The organism is Agrobacterium sp. 22-3639C2 (genome assembly GCF_053522105.1).
In genome coordinates this window covers 328,165-345,787 of the sequence record NZ_JBNWDB010000005.1, presented here as the reverse complement: position 1 = coordinate 345,787, position 17,623 = coordinate 328,165, and the positions used below count along the sequence as shown (strand labels likewise).

Here is a 17,623-nt window from a genome sequence, read left to right as displayed (position 1 = left end):
AATAATTTCATAAAGATCGACGGGAGGCGATCCATTATGACGGATGGACCATTGGCGACGGGCTTGTCGCAGCCCACATATACCGTACCGCCAGGCGAAACGGTTACCGCCTGGATCGTCTCGGATCTGGTGGAAACCTCATTTCCGGGAATTGCGGCACCGGCGGAAGACCGGGTCGATTATCGCTTCATCAACGGCTTTGTGGATGTTGGCGACCTGCCCTGCCGCAAGGCCTTTCAACAGACGATGATCGGCCGCGACATCGCGCCCGACTCCAGCTTTACGGTTTCGCACCTCAACCTGCCGGGTTCCAACCGACGCGTTGAATTCACCGGTTTCTGGCACGTTCCGACCCATGTGCAGCGCTGGCTGAAGGGCTCGTTCCGCAGCGACACCACAAGACAGGCGCATTTCCGGCTGCGCACCTGCGGCGGCGTGCGCATCTGGGTGGGCGGCGTGGAACAGGTCCGCTTTGAGCCCTTTATCCGCAATGTCGAAAGCAGCCGCGATATCACGCTCGAACTTGCGGCCGGCGATAACGAAGTGCTGCTGCTTTGCGAAGATCTGGCGGAACGTGACATCATCTGGTTCTTCGAGCTTGAGGTTACGGACGCCACGCCGCTCACCGTCGTGCTGCCGGTGCCGCTCGACCGGGAAGAAACGAAACGTCTTGCCGCACTGGTGCGCGATGTTCGCCCCGCACGCGACGTTTTTTCCAGCGCGGCCCTCGAGCTGGTTTTCGGGGCAGCACCTGCCAGCGACCTTCCCGTCCACATCGCGGTGAAAAGCCACGGCCACGAGCGCGCCGCCCTTGCCGAGGTCGATACCGTGCTGAAAGCCGGGCAATCGACCCTGACGATCCCCGAGACGGCAGGCATTTCGGACGGATATCATGGCGTCAGGATCACCATCGGTTCAGGTGCCGGAACGGTAACGCGCGTCATCGACGCAGCCTTCATGGGCGATATGGCGCCACAACCGGCCGCCACCGATATTGCCGAGCGAAAGAAAGCGGCATTGTCCTTCAGCGCCCGCTTTGGTGCATGGCGCATCGGCCGTGCGCTGGCCATGGTCGCTACCGGCAGCGGTGACATGAAGACGATTTCCGGCATCGTCGACGCAACGCTGCGGTCCATCGACCGGCGCGAGGATTGCTCCGATTTCGTGCTGGTGCCGCTTCTCTGGCTGGTGCGCTCCTATGGTGACCGGCTTCCCCCTCAGATGCTTGAGCGGATCAACTCTTCTATTCTCTCCTATCGCTACTGGGTGGACGAACCCGGCAACGACGTCATGTGGTTCTGGAGCGAAAACCACGTTCTGTGCTTCCATACCAGCCAGCTGCTCGCGGGAGACTATCTGCCGGACGCCATCTTCAGCGCCTCCGGGCGCACCGGCAGGGAGCAGGCGGCGCTGGCCGCAGACCGGCTGCAACGCTGGTTCGGCAGCGTCGAGGCGCACGGTCTCGCCGAATGGAATTCGGCCGCCTATTATCCGGTGGATTTCATCGGCCTTCTTGCCATCGAACATTGGGCCGAACCGGAACTTGCCGCCCGCGCCCGCCACCAGCTCGATCTCATTTTCGAAATGATCGCTCTGCACACGCTTAGTGGCGTTCCCTCCGGTTCCCAGGGCAGAGCCTATGACAAGGAGCTGCGCGCCGGGCCGCTGACGGAACTTGCACCTTTTGCGCAAGTTGCCTTCGGTCAGGGCTGGCTCAACAATGGCGTCGCCTCGCTGCCGATGTTCTGCTGTGGAGATTACCTTCCGCCTCCGCATCTTGCCGCCCTGTCGCAACTGACAGGCGGCCGCATGGTCGAGGCGCGTTATGCGCAGGGACTGGAGCCGGGCAAACTCGTGCTTTTCAAGAACGAAGCAGCCCAGCTTTCCACTGTGGTGGACCACAAGACAGGTCGCAAGGGCCACCAGCAGCACGTCATGGACATCAAGCTTGCCGGCCATCCGATGGCGCGGCTGTGGGTCAACCATCCCGGCGAAGATGATCCGTGGGGCACGCAGCGCCCCTCTTATTGGGCCGGCAGCGGCATCCTGCCGCGCGTGGCGCAGCACCGGGATATCGCCATGATGATCTTCGATACGGATGATCACCGCAATGATTGGACCCATGCCTATCTCGGTCGCGACGGGCTGGACGAGGTGGTGACGAACGGTAACTGGCTCATTACCCGCGCGGGCCGCGGCTTTGCAGCACTTTATGCGACCAATGGGCTTGAACCTGTAACAGCAGGCGCCACCGCCGACCGCGAGATCAGATCACCTGGCCGCCGCGCTGGCTGGATCGGCATTATCGGCTGCGGAGATACCAACGCATTCGCGCACTTCCGCGAAAGAATTCTCGCCACGCAGGTCATGTTCGACGCCGACAGGCGCCTACTGTGTGTCACGCCACCCGGTGGCCCCGAACTCTCCCTCAACTGGGACGGCAACTTAACCATCGGCGGGCAAGCCATGGCCTTCGACCACGAGCAGCCACAGCCACAGATCACCTTCGACAGTGCCAAAACCGCCGCAGGCAACGGCGTGGCACAGCCATTTTACTCCTAAGCGGAATGACCAGATGAACCAGCAAAGCATCGAGAAAGACACTCTCAGAACGACGATCGACAGCGTCGCCGCCGCCTTCAGCCGCCTCAAGGGCATACAGGAAGGCCTGGCAAGCGGCAGTTCCGACGGCAAGATCCAGTTCGATGAATGGGATTGGGAAGTGGGCGTTGGCCTTTATGGCTTCCTGCGCCGGGCGCTTGCCGCAAACGACCAGAAAGCTCTGGACGATCTCGTGACCTGGTACGGCTGGCAGATCGATCGTGGCCTGCCGCCACGCCAGATCAACAGTTCCGCGCCAATGCTGCCGCTCGTCATCCTCACCGAACATGTCGACCGGCCGGATTTCCGGGCGCTGGTTGAAGACTGGGCCGACTGGCTTGTGCACAAATTGCCGAAAACCGAAGATGGCGGCTTCCAGCACGTGGTAAAGGAGCGGCTTAACGAGGGTGAACTCTGGGACGACACGCTGTTCATGGCTTGTCTGTTCCTTGCCCGCGCAGGTGTGGTCTGCAAACGTCAGGACTGGATCGATGAGGCAGTCTACCAGTTCATGATCCATGCGCGTTACCTGTCAGACCCCGTGACCGGGCTGTGGTATCACGGCTGGACCTTCATCGGACGCCACAATTTTGCGCATGCCTTCTGGGCACGCGGCAATTCCTGGATCACCGTTGCAATCCCCGAACTCTTCGAACTGGTGCCGACGCTTGCCGAAAAGGACAAACGTTTCCTCGCCAATGTGCTTGCAAGCCAGGTGCGTTCGCTGCGCCAGTATCAGCGCGAGGATGGCATGTTCCACACGCTCCTCGACGATCCGACTTCGCCGGTCGAGACGTCGGCAACCGCTGGCATCGCCTATGGCATTCTGCGCGGCATCGAGGCAGGTATTCTCGGCGAAGAAAACCGCGCCCATGCCGAGCGGGCGCTGAAGGCGGTGCTGGGCAATATCGATGATGAAGGCGTCGTGCACGGTGTGTCGGACGGAACGCCCATGGGCCACGACCTCGATTTCTACCGCCGCATTCCCAATTTGCCGACACCCTATGGGCAGGCGCTGACGATGCTGCTGCTGATCGACGTCTTTCTGAAGAGGCCGCAGGCATCATGAGTGCTCACACCAATATCACCATAGCCGCCGAGGGCCGTGACGCCACTGCCGATATCCAGCAGGCAATAGATACAGCATCGGCTGCAGGCGGCGGCGTCGTGTCGCTCTTGGCCGGACGGCACGTCAGCGGCGGCCTTCATCTTAGAAGCGACGTGGAACTTCACCTTGCACAAGACGCGGTGCTCGCGCCGATTTCCGACTACGACGCCTATGCCCATACGCCCGTTTCTGTCATTGCCGAGGATTCGGATCGCGGCATGATCGTCGCAAAGGGCGCGAGCAACATTGCCGTCACCGGCCCCGGCCGTATCGAGGCTGGCGGTGAGAACTTCATCATCGGTGACGACGAAGCCATGGGAACCTATGTGCCCGCGAAAAAGAGGCCGCGTGTCATGGTTCTGGAATCCTGCCGCGACGTTCGCCTTGAAAACCTCGTCGTCAGCGGTTCGCCAATGTGGACCCTGCACATGGTCGATTGCGAAGATCTGAGTTTCCGCAACATCCGTGTCGAAAACGATCGCCGCCTGCCCAACACCGACGGCATCGTGCTGGATGCCTGCCGGCGCGCACTGATCGAGGATTGCTCCATCTCCACCGCCGATGACGGTATCTGCCTGAAGACCAGCGCCGGACCGGATGGCAAGGCTGTTGGCGCCTGCGCCGATATCACGGTTCGCCGCTGCACTGTCTCAAGCATGAGCTGCGCCTTGAAGCTCGGCACGGAATCCTTCGGCGATTTCACCGATGTAGCGTTCGAGGACTGCAAAGTCATCGCGTCCAATCGCGGCATCGGCCTTTTCTCCCGCGATGGCGGCGCCATGCGCAATATCCGCTTTTCGCGGATCGAGGCGGAGTGCTACGAAACGCCGGGCGGGTTCTGGGGATCGGGCGAAGCCGTGACTGTCACCGTGGTAGACCGCCGGCCGGAACGTCAGGCCGGTAAGGTTGAAAACCTTGTGGTGGAAGACCTGAACGGCTCGATGGAAGGGGCGATAAACCTCGTCGCCACCTCGAGCGCCGGCATCCACAATGTCACGCTCGCGCGCATTTCGCTGTCACAGCAGCCCGGCAAACTCGGCACCGGCCTGCAATATGATCTTCGCCCGACCAATGCGGATATTGCGCCAAGTCCGGAGGCTGCCGGCCGCGCCAATGCCTGGACACGCAGCGCCGACGGCAGGATCGTCGGACTTGAAGATTACCCCGGCGGCATGCCTGCGGTCTATCTGTCCGGCGTTCACGGATTTTCTGCGCGCGACGTTGCCATTGGAAGAACGATGCCCTTACCCGAGGGCTGGAATGCAAAAGAGATCGTCGCAGAGACGACCTTGCCCGAAGGGAGCAGGTAATGGGAAGTCTAAAGCTGGAAAACCTCAACAAGGCATTCGGTGCCGTTCATGTCCTGCATGATATCGATCTTCAGATCGAGAACGGGGAATTCGTCGTTTTCGTCGGTCCTTCCGGCTGCGGAAAATCCACGCTGCTGCGCATCATCGCCGGCCTTGAGGATGTGACGTCAGGCACCATCGGCATTGGCGGACGCGATGTCAGCGCGCTCTCGCCGGCCGAGCGCAAGATCGCCATGGTCTTCCAGTCCTATGCGCTCTATCCACATATGAGTGTGCGCAAGAACCTCGCCTTCGGCCTTGAAAACCTGCGTTTCAAGCGGGCGGAAATCGAAAGCCGCATCAACGAGGCGGCACGCATGCTGGCCATCGAACCCTATCTCGACCGCAAGCCGAAACAGCTTTCCGGCGGCCAGCGCCAGCGCGTCGCCATCGGCCGCGCCATCGTGCGCGAGCCTGACATTTTCCTGTTTGACGAGCCGCTGTCGAACCTCGATGCGGCGCTGCGCGTGCAGACCCGCGCCGAAATCACAAGGCTGCATCGCGATATCAAGACGACAATGATCTATGTGACCCACGATCAGGTGGAAGCCATGACCATGGCCGACAAGATCGTGGTGCTGCGTGCAGGCCGCATCGAACAGGTTGGCAGCCCGCTCGAGCTTTTCGACAATCCGCGCAACCTCTTCGTCGCCGGCTTCCTCGGTTCACCGCGCATGAACATACTAAAGGGCACATTCGTCGCCGGCAGCGACGGCGGTTTCGCAATCGACTCCGGATACGGCGTGTCCCTGCCCTGCCTCGTCGATCCCGCCGTGGCTACCCCCGGAAAGGCAGTTCTGGCGGGCATCCGCCCCTCGCATTTTGTCATCACGCAGGAAAAGGGCCTGCCCTTCGAGGTGCAGTATCACGAGAGCCTCGGCACCGAGACCTATCTCTACGGCAATCTTCAGGGCCAGAAAGAGCAGATCATCGTGCACCAGGCTGGCCACTTCGCACCCGCTTCAGGCTCAGTTCTGAACATCATGCCGGCGCGCGAAAGGGTGCATGTCTTCGACCCCGAAACCGAACTGGCGCTGCCGCGCCTTGACAGCCACGGGAGAGACTAGCATGGCCAATCCGACGCTTGCGAGACTTTCCGACCGCGTGCTCGACGCCGTGATGGCGATTGCCGAAGTGCCGCTCAACCTCATAGAGCGGCTGATCGGCAAAAGGCGCATGCCCTATATTTTCCTGATGCCGAACCTCGTTCTTTTCGGCATCTTCACCTTCCTGCCGATTGCCATTGCCGTCGGTTACGCCTTTACCGGCGGCACCGAGCTGCTGATCACCGACCGCCCCTTTGTCGGTCTGGAGAATTTCGGCAAGCTGCTCGATTGCCAGAGCTATATGGACCCCGGAAGCTGCCGGGAATCGCTGTTCTGGACAGCGATCTGGAACACGCTCTGGTTCGTCGGCTTCAACGTTGTCGCCACGCTGTTCGTCGCGCTGGTCACGGCCCTTATTCTTAACAGGGCGATTGCCGCGCGCGGCTTCTTCCGCGCCATGTTCTTTTATCCCGTGCTGCTGTCACCTGTCGTCATTGGCCTCATCTGGAAATGGTTTCTTGACCGCAACGGACTGCTGAACGCCTTCTTCCAGATGCTCGGCGTGCCGCCGGAAATCTTCCTGCTGGATGTCGGCTGGTCGCGCTTCTTCGTCGTGGTCGTATCCGTCTGGTTCCACATGGGCTTTTACACGCTCATCCTGCTGGCCGGGCTGCAGGCCATTCCCAAAGACCTTTATGAAGCAGCCGCAATCGACGCCGCTTCGCCCCGGCGCACATTGCTGCGCATCACCCTGCCGCTGCTGGCTCCCAACCTTCTCGTCGTACTGATCCTTTTGATGATCCGCTCAGTGCAAATATTTGATGAAGCCTGGGTTTTGACCAATGGCGGCGGGCCGGGCACGGCCAACACGTTCGTGGTGCAATATATCTACCAGATGGCCTTTGGCAGCGATCTCAGGCTCTTCGGCCTCGCATCCGCCGCATCGGTTCTGATGGGCCTTGTTCTTCTCGCGCTGACGCTCGTGCAACTGCGCCTCGGCAAAAAGATGGAGTCCTGATCATGTCCGGCAATATGAACGCAGTCACTTTCCTGACGCGAACCCGCCGCCCCGGCAGGATCGGTCTCACCGATATTCTCTCCTGGGTGTGGCTCATCGGCGGCACGCTCGCGGTGCTCATACCCGTCGTCTGGGCCGCGATGTCCTCGCTGAAGCCGGAAGCCGAGATCACACGGTTTCCGCCGAGCCTTCTGCCGCGCGCCGCCGTGCAGGTGGAAGTTCCAGGTTATGACAGGCCGCTCAGCCTCTGGACCGTCACCATCGACGGCATGGAGCGGGAGATGGCCATGGTCCGGCGCGTTGGCATCAAGGCGCAGATGGTGGATCCGGCCAATCCCGGCCCACCGGTCAGCGTCGACACGCGCGAAATGTCGCCCGTCCAGAAACTGACGATCGCGACGCAGAATTTTACCGATCCCTTGACCCAGTTCAACTTCCTGACTTTCCTGAAAAACTCGGTCTTCGTCACTGTTGTCGCGACGGTTTTAACCTTGATCGTCAACGCCATGGCGGCGTTTGCTCTCTCGAAATACCGCTTCCGCGGCGAGAAGGCGATTTTCGTGCTGATCATCTCCACGCTGATGATCCCACTTACCGTCGTCATGGTGCCAGCCTATCTTGTTATCGTCGGTGTCGGCCTCGTCGACAATCTCTGGGGTGTCATCATTCCCACCGTCGCGACGCCAACCGGCGTGTTCCTGCTCCGGCAATATATGCTGACGATCCCCGACGAACTGATCGAAGCCGCACGCGTCGATGCGGCCAGCGAATTCCGCATCTTCTGGCGCATCATTCTGCCGCTGACGGCACCTGCACTAGCGGTTCTCGCAATCTTCTCGGTGCTGTGGCGCTGGAACGACTTCCTCTGGCCGTTGATCGTCCTCAGCAGCCGCGAGAACTTCACACTGCAGGTGGGTCTGAACGCCTTCCAGGGCGAGTTCTCGGTGCAATGGCACTATATTCTCGCCATGACCTTCCTCAGCCTGGCGCCGGTTACCGTCGTGTTCCTGTTCCTGCAACGCTATATCACGACAGGCATTGCTGGGACGGGCATGAAGTAAAAGCTCGGTATCACTTGGGGGGCGGTGCGATGCTGCCCCTCAGCACAAGTCGACAGCCAAGTTCCAGCCGGTGCGCAGGCCGGGTCGGGTCGGCGGCGACAAGCCGCTGCTCCAGCAGGGAAAGTGCCGCACCACCCAGCCTGTCGGCGGGCAATTGAATGGTGCTGAGCGGCGGCGCACTGAAGGCCGCCGGCATGATATCGTCAAAACCCAATACCGAAACGTCATCGGGAACCCGGACACCGGCTTCCGTCAGCGCTTTCAGACAGCCAAGTGCCAGATTGTCGGCCGCGCAGAAAATCGCCGTTGCATTTCTGAGCGGGCGCTCCTCGGCCAGCAGGCGACGAATGGCGGTTTCGCCCCATTGGGGTTCATAACTCTCCACCTCAATGACCATATCCGCAGGCACCGGAAACCCCGCCGCAAGAAATGCGTCGCTATAGCCGTCGTAACGGCGGCGGATCGTCGTGCGCCCCTTCCAGGTAATGTGCAAAATATTGCGGTGCCCAAGGGAAAGCAGGTGCTCGATGCCGAGGCGGGCGCCGAAACGGTTCTCGGCCGTCACCGTATCGACGATCATGGCCGGGTCCTCGCCATTGATCAGCACCACCGGTTTGCCGAGCGCCGAAAGCGCCTGAACCAGTTGCGATCGGTCATCGTTCAACACCACGATGCCATCCACATTGTCGGCATCCGCCGCCTGCGCCACCGCGACAGGGTCAAGCCGGCTTGTGGCGCTGACGAAGGGCACGATGCGAATGCCGCGCCGTTCGCATTCGCGCCGGAAGCCGTTCAGCATCGTCCAGCTGACCATGTTGAGATCACTTTGCGGAGCCGCATCGTTGGTCATTGCCAGCAACACCACGCGCAGGGTCGCAATCGTCGCCTTCTGTCGGCGGTTTTCGAGATAACCGAGCGAACGGGCCGCTTCCAGCACCCGCTCGCGCACCAGCGTGGTCAGGGGGGCCGTGCCGTTAAGGGCGTGCGAAGCGGTGCTGAGCGAAACATTTGCCTGCTGCGCCACATCCTTAAGCGTCGTTTTCCTGTCCATTTTCATAAAAGGGAAATTCACCCGCTCTTTTAAGGATGGGGCGGGCAAGAAACCGGCACAAAGCAGTTGATTTCAAGAATACCCGAGCCCGATTGCTGCTCTGTTTTGTCACGCAAAGATTACAGCATCATCCGTAAAAGCGGAATTGATTTCTCTGTGTTTTCTACCAATCAGCCTGTATTCGAACGCAAGCACCGCCTGCAGCAAACCGCAGGCGGTGAGGCGGTCATAGCGCCTGGGAGATATGGTCGATACTGTCTCTGACGGCAGCAGCCGGGTCTTTCAACTCATGCACCTCAGCCGCGAAAGGCTCGAAGCTGTAAGGCCCCTTGTAGCCAGCGGCCTCCAGCGTCCTGATCTGGGCAAGATTCTCCAGCCGGTCATCGCTATCCACCAAAACGCGGTGGGCGTCCAGCATGTCGGCGACGGAGACGGCGGGGTCTGTCACGCCTGATATGTGGACGAGGCCGGTGCGTTCGGGGAAAAACACCGTCTCTCCTGCCAGATGATGATGGAAAGTGTCGTGCACCAGCCTGTAGACATCGCCCCCGCCTACCGCGTCGATGGCCTTGACGGCCTCAGCCTTGGTGCGCAGCGACGAGACGGGGAAACCGAGTGGTTCGACAAGGCCGGTCAGCCCACGTTCCTCGAGGATGGGCTTCATGGCCTTCAGCGCGGCCACTAGATCGTCGAAGGGTACCTGTCGGCCCTCGTTGAGCGGGCACATGACAAGCGCCTTAGCGCCACTTGCGGCGGCGTAATCAGCCATCACGACTGCCCTTTTTGGCAGATCGCCCGACCAGACGTTGAATGGGTATAGCGCGTTGATGGAGATGATGGTCACGCCGGCCTTTTCGGCCGCAGCCTTCACGGCAGCCGGGTCCACCGTGCCGACGATGTCAGGCAGGTCGTTGCGGATTTCGACTTCGCTAAGGCCAAGATTGCGCGCTGTCGCGAAGAAGTCCTCGAGGGAGAGTTTTGGTGCGGTGATGTGGTTGATGGCAAAACGCATGAGATATCCTCACTTATAAAGGGCAGGACGCGCGGGAAGGTCGATGGCGACCGCAGCGCCACCGGTTTCCTGCGCCGTGACGCAGGCATCGGATGTGATGGCGGCCACGTAACCGTCCCAGGAATTTGGTCCGGCAGCGGTCCCCTTCGCCGCCGCATGGATGAAATCCTGCAGCTCGACATCATAGCTCGCGATAAAGCGATCCTTCCAGTCTGTCAGGATATCGTTCTGCAGCTTGGCGCCAAGGCGGGTCTGGACGGACATCGGTTCTGGCAGGCTGGCGATGCCATCCTCTCCCACCACCTGGCACTGAATATCATAGCCATAATGGCAATTGACGAAAATTTCGACGTCGATGAGCGTGCCCCTGGTGGTCTCCAGAATGACGATCTGCGGATCCTTCAGCTGCGCATGGCTTCTGGCCGCCGAGCGGGGAAAGAGGACCCGCGCCGAAACATAGTCATCGTCGAGCAGCCAGCGCAGCACGTCGATCTCGTGGATCATCGTGTCGTGGATGGCCATAGCAGTCACATATTGCTCCGGAACCGCCGGATTGCGATGGGCGGCGTGCACCATGATCGGTGCGCCGATCTTGGTGTCGACGGCCTGTTTCAACGCCGCATAACCGGCGTCATAACGGCGCATGAAGCCCACCTGAACCAGCCGCTTGCCCTGCGCCACCTCGGCGTCAACGATGCGTTTTGCCCCTTCCGCCGTTGTCGCCAGCGGCTTTTCGCAAAAGCAGGGCTTGCCGGCGGCAATGGCCGCCAGCACATATTGCTCATGCGTTGCACCCCAGGAGGTCACCAGAACGGCGTCCACATCCGGCGATGCAATCAGTTCCTCGCCGGTGGCGAAAATGACGGCGTCCGCAGCAATGTCGTTCTTCACCGCCTCGGCGGATGCAGGGTTGACGTCACTCAGCGCCACGACCTTTGCGCCTCCGAGGACCTTGTTGATGCGGCGGGCATGGTCACGGCCAATCGCGCCGGTGCCGATGACACCAATTCTCACAGTCATGGGAAAAACCTCACTTGCGGTATTTTTCGATATAGTTGTTGATCTCGGCGCACATGAACCTGCCCGATTCATCGGCCCTGTCCTCCCAGGCAAAAACACAGGAGGTCATGATGCCGTCGAAGCCGATTTCGGAAAGCGTGCCGAAGAAGTCGTCCCACGGCACCTCACCCTGGCCGATGTTCAAGTGCTGGTGCACGCGCGCCTGCGTGCCGGGCGGGTTGAGAATGTAGCGCAGCCCTGAACTGGCCTTGTGATTGAAGGTATCACCGACATGTACGTGGGCGAGCACATCTTTCGCTTCGCGCAGCATCGCCTTGGTGTCGTCGCCGAAATAGAAGGTGTGCGGGGCGCAATAGAGAAACTTCACATTCTTCGAATTGACGGTGCGGATGATGTCGAGCGCCGGCTGAAGCGTCTCGCACCAGTCTTCCGGATGCGGCTCGACATGCAGATTGATGCCTTCGCGCTCGAAGATCGGCACCAACTCTTCCATTGAACGCCACCAGGCATCCTCGCAGGCCTCGATCATCGAGCCGGTATGGCAGCAATAGCAGGAACCCTTGTCGGGATGCGGTCCACGGCCAAATTCGGAGTTCATCGTGTCGACCCCCAGTTCGACGGCGATCTCGATGGCGCGTTTCCAGTGCTTCACTGCCGCCTGCCGCTCGGTCTCGTCATTGGAGGCCCAGCGATACATCGGCAGCAGCGAGGCAATCTTGACGTTTTCGGCCGCCAGCGCCTTCTTGAACGAGCGGATCCTTTCGGGAAACACGCGCGGCGCCTTGAACCATTCGAGGAAATCGGCGCGCGGGCTGAGCTCGATCCAGTCGTAGCCGAGCTCCCTAACTTTGGCGGGAAGGGCTTCGAGGCTGAGATGGCGGTGCATGAACGGGTCGATGGCGATGCGCATTTACGCTTCCTTGTCGTCGGTATCTGTTGAGGTCGTTGCGGACAGGTTAGGCCGCGGTCCGGGAGAAGAGACCGCGGCCTTGGGCCTGCTTGTCCATGAGCGGCCCCTTGGTTTATTGCCGGCATTCCCAGTGAATGCTGGCCTCAGTTCTTCGCCTGATAATCCTTGAGGTTGGCGGGTGTAACGAGTTCGAAGGGCACGAAGACCTTCTTGTCGATCGTCTCGCCCTTGGCGAGTTTCAGCGCGGAATCCACCGCGCCCTTGCCCTGGCCGGCGGCATTCTGGAAAACACTGACATCCAGTTCGCCCGCCGCCATCGCGGCAAGTGCATCCTGGGTCGCGTCGATGCCCGCGATGATGACGCCATCCATCGGCCGGCCGGTCGCCTTCAACGACTGGATCGCGCCGATCGCCATCTCGTCATTGTTGGAAATCACCGCATCGAACTCAACCCCAGCCGAGAGCCAGTTGGTCATCAGGTCCGACCCCTGCGTGCGCGACCAGTTGGCGGATTGCTCCTCAACGAGCTTGATGAAGCTGCAATCCGGAGTGGCGACGACCTCCTTGATGTCCTCAGTCCGCATGCGAGCCGCCTGGTTGGAGAGTTCGCCCATCATCACCACGGCCTTGGCTTCCGTCTTGCCGGCAGCCTTCAGAAGCCGGCAGACTTCCTGCGTCTGCAAGGTTCCCGACTGTTTTTCATCGGAAGCGACGAAGGCCTGCTTGTCCGGCAGGTTGTCGAGATTGACCGGCTGGCGGTTGACGTAGACAAGCGGAATGCCGGCTGCGGCAGCCGCCTGCGAAAGCGCCACCGTCGCATCCGTATCGACGGGATTGACGATGATGGCGTCGACGCCAGCCGCGACAAAGTTCTGCACCTGGCTCAATTGTTTGCCGACATCGTTCTGGGCGTCCTCGATCTGCAGCGAGACACCGTTCATGCCCTTCGAATAGTCGATCATGCCGTTACGCAGCACGGTCAGGAAATTGTCGTCGAACAGGGCCATCGAAACGCCGATGGTCTGAGCCGAGGCCGTGGTCGCCAGCATGGTGGCCAGAGCCGCAATCGCAAAATGTCTTTTCATGTCATCCTCCTCCGAAACTCTTGAAAAGAAACCGGTCGCACAGCCGCAAGTGCATCGCGCCACAGCCGATCGCCGGCAAAAGGATACCCGTCGCCGAAGATGGAAATCTGCGGCGTTTGGCAACCTTGAAACATCGTTATTGTCGTGGATCAGCCTCCTGCCCGCTCCACATGCCGGCAACATGATCCTAGTCCGGGGCCGGCGTCAACGCGTCTTCGGCGGGCAAAACCATCATGGCTGATAGAAATAGACGCGGCATTTATGATAGAATCTATCAAACCATCAAAGGCTCTCAGGAACCCATAGATGAGCGGGCACAAATCTCTGTCCCGGCGTTTCCGCCATGCCGTGTTCGATGGTGTGAACCATCGTGGCAACGAGGTCCGTGCATAGTTCGCGAAGCGGTGTCTGGAACACGCCGGTAATACGCCGCTCAAGCAGCGCCTGACGGGATTCCGGCGTCAACTCGTTGACGAGGCAGACGATGGTTTCCTGGCGGTTCTCCTGCTGCAAGGCCTCGATCACACCTTCCATGCCGCCGCCGATGCAATAGATGCCGACGAGATCTTGGTGTTTGGCGATGGTGTCCATGACAAGCTCGTAGGTCAGCCGCCGCGTTTCCAACGTGATCAGCGCGTCCATCACCTCGAATTCCGGCGCATATTCCCTGATATAGCTCCGAAAGCCGGTTTCCCGCAGCGAATGACCGTGAAAACGGTGGCCACCGAGCAATAGCAGCACCTTGCCCTTGCTGCGCGCCAGCCGCGAGATCATCCAGGCCGCCGTGCGCCCAACCTTCATGTTATTCGCGCCAAGATAGGCCTCCCGCACACCCTGCGCGAAATCGGAAAGCAGGGAAAAGGTGGGAATACCCTTCGCCTTCAGAGCCTCAACGGCCGCCGTAACGTCATGATGGTCAGGACCGGTGGCCGCAACGGCCTGCACCCGACCTTTCATGCCGGACAGAAGGGCCGCAAGCTCGCTCGGCTCGCCCGACTGCGCAAATTCGATGCGCAGGTTCAGATGGCGATCCCTCACGTTGCGCGCCGCAAGCTCCAGCTCATCGGCAAATGCCTGGTAAAAGGAGTGCCGTTCTTTCCGCAGAATGATTCCGAGATTATAGGACGGCAGATCGGCCAGCATGCGCTGGCGGATGATGTTGGTGGCATGGAAACCGATCTTTTCCGCCGCCTCGAACACCCGCCGCGAGGTTTCCTCACGCACCGGCAGGCGACCATTCAATACCCTGTCGACAGTCGCAACGCTGACGCCGGCGGCGTTTGCAACATCTGTGATTGTCGGACGCTTCATGAAGACACCCCTTACACGGAAAGAATCCTGTCATACCCCGCAAAACATGTCACGGATCATGATAGAATCCAACGCAAACCGAGATTTCGGCGAGGGGTGCCAGAGCACGCGGCATAAATATTGATGGCTGGGGTGTCCGGTGCGAGGCCTGCTTTTCCACTTCCCTCATCTCTGTGCTTGTCACAGAGATCCAGCCAGCCCAAGTCCTTGGGCCGAAAATACTCCCTCCGCCGCGCAGGCGCGCGTCGGCTGGATTCCTGCGACAAGCACAGGAATGAGGGTAATTGGAATGCACCAATGCGAGAAAATCGTGCGTGGAGTTCCTGAGCACCTGCCGACATAGGTGAAGACACGGCGGCAGCGGCATCCGGACCGTTCAACAGAACCGAATGCCGCGGTCGCGTCAGACCCGCTCGAGCGCCACGGCAATGCCCTGCCCGACGCCGATGCACATGGTCGAGAGCGCATAACGCTTGCCGGTCAGAGAAAGCTCGAGTGCTGCGGTACCGGCAATGCGCGCACCGGACATCCCAAGCGGATGCCCAAGCGCAATCGCGCCGCCATTTGCATTCACCCGCGCATCGTCATCGGCAATGCCGAGCTGGCGAAGCGTTGCGAGACCCTGGCTAGCGAAGGCTTCGTTCAGCTCGATCACGTCAAGCTCTTCCTGTTTCAGGCCTAGACGCGCCAGAAGCTTGGCTGAGGCAGGCGCGGGGCCAATGCCCATGACGCGCGGCGGAACGCCGGCAGTTGCTCCGCCGAGAATGCGGGCAATCGGCGTCAGGCCGTATTTCTTTGCGGCTTCAGCCGAAGCGATGATGAGAGCCGCCGCACCGTCATTGACGCCGGATGCATTGCCCGCCGTCACTGTCGCACCGTCGCGCTTGTTGACCGGCTTCAGCTTTGCAAGGGCCTCAAGGCTCGTCGCGCGCGGATGTTCGTCTTTAGACACCACCAGCGGATCGCCCTTGCGCTGCGGGATCGTGACCGAGACAATTTCCTTGTCGAGGCGGCCATTGGCCTGCGCGTCGGCTGCCTTTTGCTGGCTGCGAACGGCAAAGGCGTCCTGATCTTCGCGGGAGACCTGATAATCGACGGCGACGTTATCACCGGTCTCCGGCATGGAATCGACGCCATATTGCGCCTTCATCAGCGGGTTGACGAAACGCCAGCCGATGGTCGTGTCGTAGATTTCGGCGTTGCGTGAAAAGGCGCTTTCGGCCTTGGGCAGCACGAAGGGCGCGCGGCTCATGCTTTCCACGCCGCCTGCGATCATCAATTCCGCCTCGCCGGATTTGACGGCACGGGCAGCGGCGATGACAGCGTCCATGCCCGAACCGCACAACCGGTTGATCGTGGTTCCGGTCACCGAAACCGGCAGGCCGGCCAGCAGCAGCGACATGCGGGCAACATTGCGGTTATCTTCGCCCGCCTGGTTAGCGCAGCCGAAGATCACGTCCTCAACGGCTTCCCAATCCACGGACGGGTTACGCTCGACAAGCGCCCGCAAGGGCACAGCACCGAGATCGTCAGCCCGCACTGAAGACAATGCACCGCCGAAACGGCCGATCGGTGTGCGGATATAGTCGCAAATGAATGCATCGGTCATCGGTTGTTCCTCAAAGTTCCGGCGCTACAAGATCGGCGACTTCGCCATCGACATGAAGAGGCGCGCCGGTCATGGCCTGCAATTCATCGAAGCTCATCGCTGCCAGCTTTTCGCGCAAAACGAAACGGCCATCCACGACGTCAATCACCGCATGGCTGGTGTAGATGCGGGTGATGCAGCCGACGCCGGTCAGCGGAAAGGCGCATTTTTCGACAAGCTTCGGCTCGCCGTTCTTCGTCACATGTTCGGTGATGACGAAAACCTGCTTGGCGCCATGCACCAGATCCATGGCGCCGCCAACGGCGGGCACGCCCTTGGAGCCAACGCGCCAATTGGCGAGATCACCATTCTGCGCCACCTGATAGGCGCCGAGGATCGCAACATCCAGATGCCCGCCGCGCACCATGGCGAAGCTGTCGGCATGGTGGAAGAAGGAGGCACCCGGCTTCAGCGTCACGGCCTTCTTGCCGGCATTGATGAGGTTCCAGTCCTCTTCACCTTCCGGCGGCGCTTCGCCGAAATTCAGGATGCCGTTTTCGGTGTGGAAGATAGCCTGACGGCCGGGCGGCTGGTAACGGGCGACCATTTCGGGAAAACCGATACCGAGATTGACGTAAGCGCCATCCTCGATGTCCTGCGCCGCGCGCCAGGCGATCTGGGCGTTGGAAAGCTTGATATCGTCGCGAGTGTTGATTGGCTGGGTCATGCGTAGGCTACTCCCGCGCGAATGAGGACTTCTTCCTGTTGCGGATTGGCGATTTCCACGACGCCATTGACGAAAATGCCGGGCGTGACGACATGCTCGGGGTCGATCTCGCCGGCAGCGACGATCTTGGAGACCTGGGCGATGGTGGTGGCTGCCGCCATGCACATCAGCGGGTTAAAATTGCGCCCCGCCTTGTTATAGGTGAGATTGCCGTAGGTATCGCCAAGCTCAGCCTTGACGATGGCGAAATCCGCCTTCAGCCAGCGTTCCTGAACATACGACCGACCGTCGAATTCGGCGATCGGCTTGCCATTGGCAAGCTCCGTGCCGAAGGCAGTCGGAGTATAGAATGCCGGGATGCCCGCGCCACCGGCACGGATGCGCTCGGCAAGCGTGCCCTGCGGCACAAGTTCCAGCTCGATTTCGCCGGCCAGATATCTGTCGGTGAAAGCGCGCGGATCGGAAGAGCGCGGAAACGAGCAGATCATCTTCTTGACCATGCCCGCATCGATCATTGCGGCAATGCCGATACGGCCATTGCCGGCGTTGTTGTTGATGACCGTCAGGTTTTTCGGTCCCTTGTCGATCAGGGCGTGGATCAGCTCGATGGGCGCGCCGGAGCCGCCAAAACCGCCGATCATCACCGTCGCGCCGTCGCCGATACCGGAAATGGCATCAGTCGCGCTTTTGATTGTCTTGTCCATATCAATCCTCCATCCAGCCCAGCAATGGGAAC

General features: G+C 60.5%; 15 protein-coding genes. 6 read left to right on the top strand and 9 right to left on the bottom strand.

The features are described from left to right. Window positions 1-36 precede the first annotated feature (36 nt). The 6 genes from ACQZ6D_RS22005 to ACQZ6D_RS21980 are packed head-to-tail and all read left to right on the top strand — an operon-like array spanning window position 37 to window position 8,183. Window positions 37-2,562 carry a hypothetical protein gene (locus ACQZ6D_RS22005; protein ID WP_448730056.1) on the top strand — a complete coding sequence of 842 codons (2,526 nt, stop codon included), beginning with the start codon at window positions 37-39 and terminating at the stop codon, window positions 2,560-2,562. Between the two features lie 13 nt (window positions 2,563-2,575). Continuing rightward, entirely contained in the window at window positions 2,576-3,670 is a 1,095-nt protein-coding gene (gene bglB / locus ACQZ6D_RS22000) for a beta-galactosidase BglB (RefSeq protein WP_013762386.1), read from the top strand. Further along, window positions 3,667-5,019 (top strand): polygalacturonase PglB, encoded by a 1,353-nt coding sequence (gene pglB, locus ACQZ6D_RS21995; protein ID WP_448730057.1) that lies wholly within the window; start codon window positions 3,667-3,669, stop codon window positions 5,017-5,019. The genes bglB and pglB overlap by 4 nt, the downstream gene beginning before the upstream one ends. Then, entirely contained in the window at window positions 5,019-6,125 is a 1,107-nt protein-coding gene (locus ACQZ6D_RS21990) for an ABC transporter ATP-binding protein (protein ID WP_004431063.1), read from the top strand. The genes pglB and ACQZ6D_RS21990 overlap by 1 nt, the downstream gene beginning before the upstream one ends. 1 nt (window position 6,126) lies before the next feature. Further along, entirely contained in the window at window positions 6,127-7,122 is a 996-nt protein-coding gene (locus tag ACQZ6D_RS21985; protein ID WP_004431062.1) for a carbohydrate ABC transporter permease, read from the top strand. A 14-nt stretch (window positions 7,123-7,136) separates the two neighbouring features. Then, window positions 7,137-8,183 carry a carbohydrate ABC transporter permease gene (locus ACQZ6D_RS21980; protein ID WP_004431060.1) on the top strand — a complete coding sequence of 349 codons (1,047 nt, stop codon included), beginning with the start codon at window positions 7,137-7,139 and terminating at the stop codon, window positions 8,181-8,183. Between the two features lie 10 nt (window positions 8,184-8,193). On the opposite strand, the gene ACQZ6D_RS21975 is transcribed toward ACQZ6D_RS21980, so the two are convergent. From ACQZ6D_RS21975 to ACQZ6D_RS21935, 9 genes are all read right to left on the bottom strand, one after another. After that, window positions 8,194-9,240 carry a LacI family DNA-binding transcriptional regulator gene (locus tag ACQZ6D_RS21975; RefSeq protein WP_333717481.1) on the bottom strand — a complete coding sequence of 349 codons (1,047 nt, stop codon included), beginning with the start codon at window positions 9,238-9,240 and terminating at the stop codon, window positions 8,194-8,196. Window positions 9,241-9,460: 220 nt separating this feature from the next. Then, window positions 9,461-10,246 carry a TIM barrel protein gene (locus ACQZ6D_RS21970; RefSeq protein WP_112682886.1) on the bottom strand — a complete coding sequence of 262 codons (786 nt, stop codon included), beginning with the start codon at window positions 10,244-10,246 and terminating at the stop codon, window positions 9,461-9,463. Between the two features lie 9 nt (window positions 10,247-10,255). Further along, entirely contained in the window at window positions 10,256-11,266 is a 1,011-nt protein-coding gene (locus tag ACQZ6D_RS21965) for a Gfo/Idh/MocA family protein (protein WP_448730058.1), read from the bottom strand. A gap of 10 nt (window positions 11,267-11,276) precedes the next feature. Next, complete coding sequence (locus ACQZ6D_RS21960; RefSeq protein WP_112682887.1) at window positions 11,277-12,176, bottom strand: sugar phosphate isomerase/epimerase family protein; 900 nt, start codon at window positions 12,174-12,176, stop codon at window positions 11,277-11,279. 143 nt (window positions 12,177-12,319) lie between these two features. After that, entirely contained in the window at window positions 12,320-13,261 is a 942-nt protein-coding gene (locus ACQZ6D_RS21955; protein WP_448730059.1) for a sugar ABC transporter substrate-binding protein, read from the bottom strand. A gap of 282 nt (window positions 13,262-13,543) precedes the next feature. Further along, window positions 13,544-14,572: a LacI family DNA-binding transcriptional regulator gene (locus tag ACQZ6D_RS21950; protein ID WP_038495107.1), complete on the bottom strand. Its 1,029-nt coding sequence runs from the start codon at window positions 14,570-14,572 to the stop codon at window positions 13,544-13,546. 403 nt (window positions 14,573-14,975) lie between these two features. Further along, entirely contained in the window at window positions 14,976-16,181 is a 1,206-nt protein-coding gene (gene pcaF, locus ACQZ6D_RS21945) for a 3-oxoadipyl-CoA thiolase (RefSeq protein ID WP_019567006.1), read from the bottom strand. A gap of 10 nt (window positions 16,182-16,191) precedes the next feature. Further along, on the bottom strand, window positions 16,192-16,887 hold the full coding sequence (locus ACQZ6D_RS21940) for a CoA transferase subunit B (protein WP_004431045.1): 696 nt from the start codon (window positions 16,885-16,887) through the stop codon (window positions 16,192-16,194). Next, entirely contained in the window at window positions 16,884-17,591 is a 708-nt protein-coding gene (locus ACQZ6D_RS21935; RefSeq protein WP_019567005.1) for a 3-oxoacid CoA-transferase subunit A, read from the bottom strand. The genes ACQZ6D_RS21940 and ACQZ6D_RS21935 overlap by 4 nt, the downstream gene beginning before the upstream one ends. Window positions 17,592-17,623: the final 32 nt, after the last annotated feature.

What these genes read in the sequence shown, in the direction of transcription:
- ACQZ6D_RS22005 (WP_448730056.1), top strand. Translation starts at nt 37, where the DNA reads ATGACGGATGGACCATTGGCGACGGGCTTGTCGCAGCCCACATATACC.
- bglB (WP_013762386.1), top strand. Translation starts at nt 2,576, where the DNA reads ATGAACCAGCAAAGCATCGAGAAAGACACTCTCAGAACGACGATCGAC.
- pglB (WP_448730057.1), top strand. Translation starts at nt 3,667, where the DNA reads ATGAGTGCTCACACCAATATCACCATAGCCGCCGAGGGCCGTGACGCC.
- ACQZ6D_RS21990 (WP_004431063.1), top strand. Translation starts at nt 5,019, where the DNA reads ATGGGAAGTCTAAAGCTGGAAAACCTCAACAAGGCATTCGGTGCCGTT.
- ACQZ6D_RS21985 (WP_004431062.1), top strand. Translation starts at nt 6,127, where the DNA reads ATGGCCAATCCGACGCTTGCGAGACTTTCCGACCGCGTGCTCGACGCC.
- ACQZ6D_RS21980 (WP_004431060.1), top strand. Translation starts at nt 7,137, where the DNA reads ATGAACGCAGTCACTTTCCTGACGCGAACCCGCCGCCCCGGCAGGATC.
- ACQZ6D_RS21975 (WP_333717481.1), bottom strand. Translation starts at nt 9,240, where the DNA reads ATGAAAATGGACAGGAAAACGACGCTTAAGGATGTGGCGCAGCAGGCA.
- ACQZ6D_RS21970 (WP_112682886.1), bottom strand. Translation starts at nt 10,246, where the DNA reads ATGCGTTTTGCCATCAACCACATCACCGCACCAAAACTCTCCCTCGAG.
- ACQZ6D_RS21965 (WP_448730058.1), bottom strand. Translation starts at nt 11,266, where the DNA reads ATGACTGTGAGAATTGGTGTCATCGGCACCGGCGCGATTGGCCGTGAC.
- ACQZ6D_RS21960 (WP_112682887.1), bottom strand. Translation starts at nt 12,176, where the DNA reads ATGCGCATCGCCATCGACCCGTTCATGCACCGCCATCTCAGCCTCGAA.
- ACQZ6D_RS21955 (WP_448730059.1), bottom strand. Translation starts at nt 13,261, where the DNA reads ATGAAAAGACATTTTGCGATTGCGGCTCTGGCCACCATGCTGGCGACC.
- ACQZ6D_RS21950 (WP_038495107.1), bottom strand. Translation starts at nt 14,572, where the DNA reads ATGAAGCGTCCGACAATCACAGATGTTGCAAACGCCGCCGGCGTCAGC.
- pcaF (WP_019567006.1), bottom strand. Translation starts at nt 16,181, where the DNA reads ATGACCGATGCATTCATTTGCGACTATATCCGCACACCGATCGGCCGT.
- ACQZ6D_RS21940 (WP_004431045.1), bottom strand. Translation starts at nt 16,887, where the DNA reads ATGACCCAGCCAATCAACACTCGCGACGATATCAAGCTTTCCAACGCC.
- ACQZ6D_RS21935 (WP_019567005.1), bottom strand. Translation starts at nt 17,591, where the DNA reads ATGGACAAGACAATCAAAAGCGCGACTGATGCCATTTCCGGTATCGGC.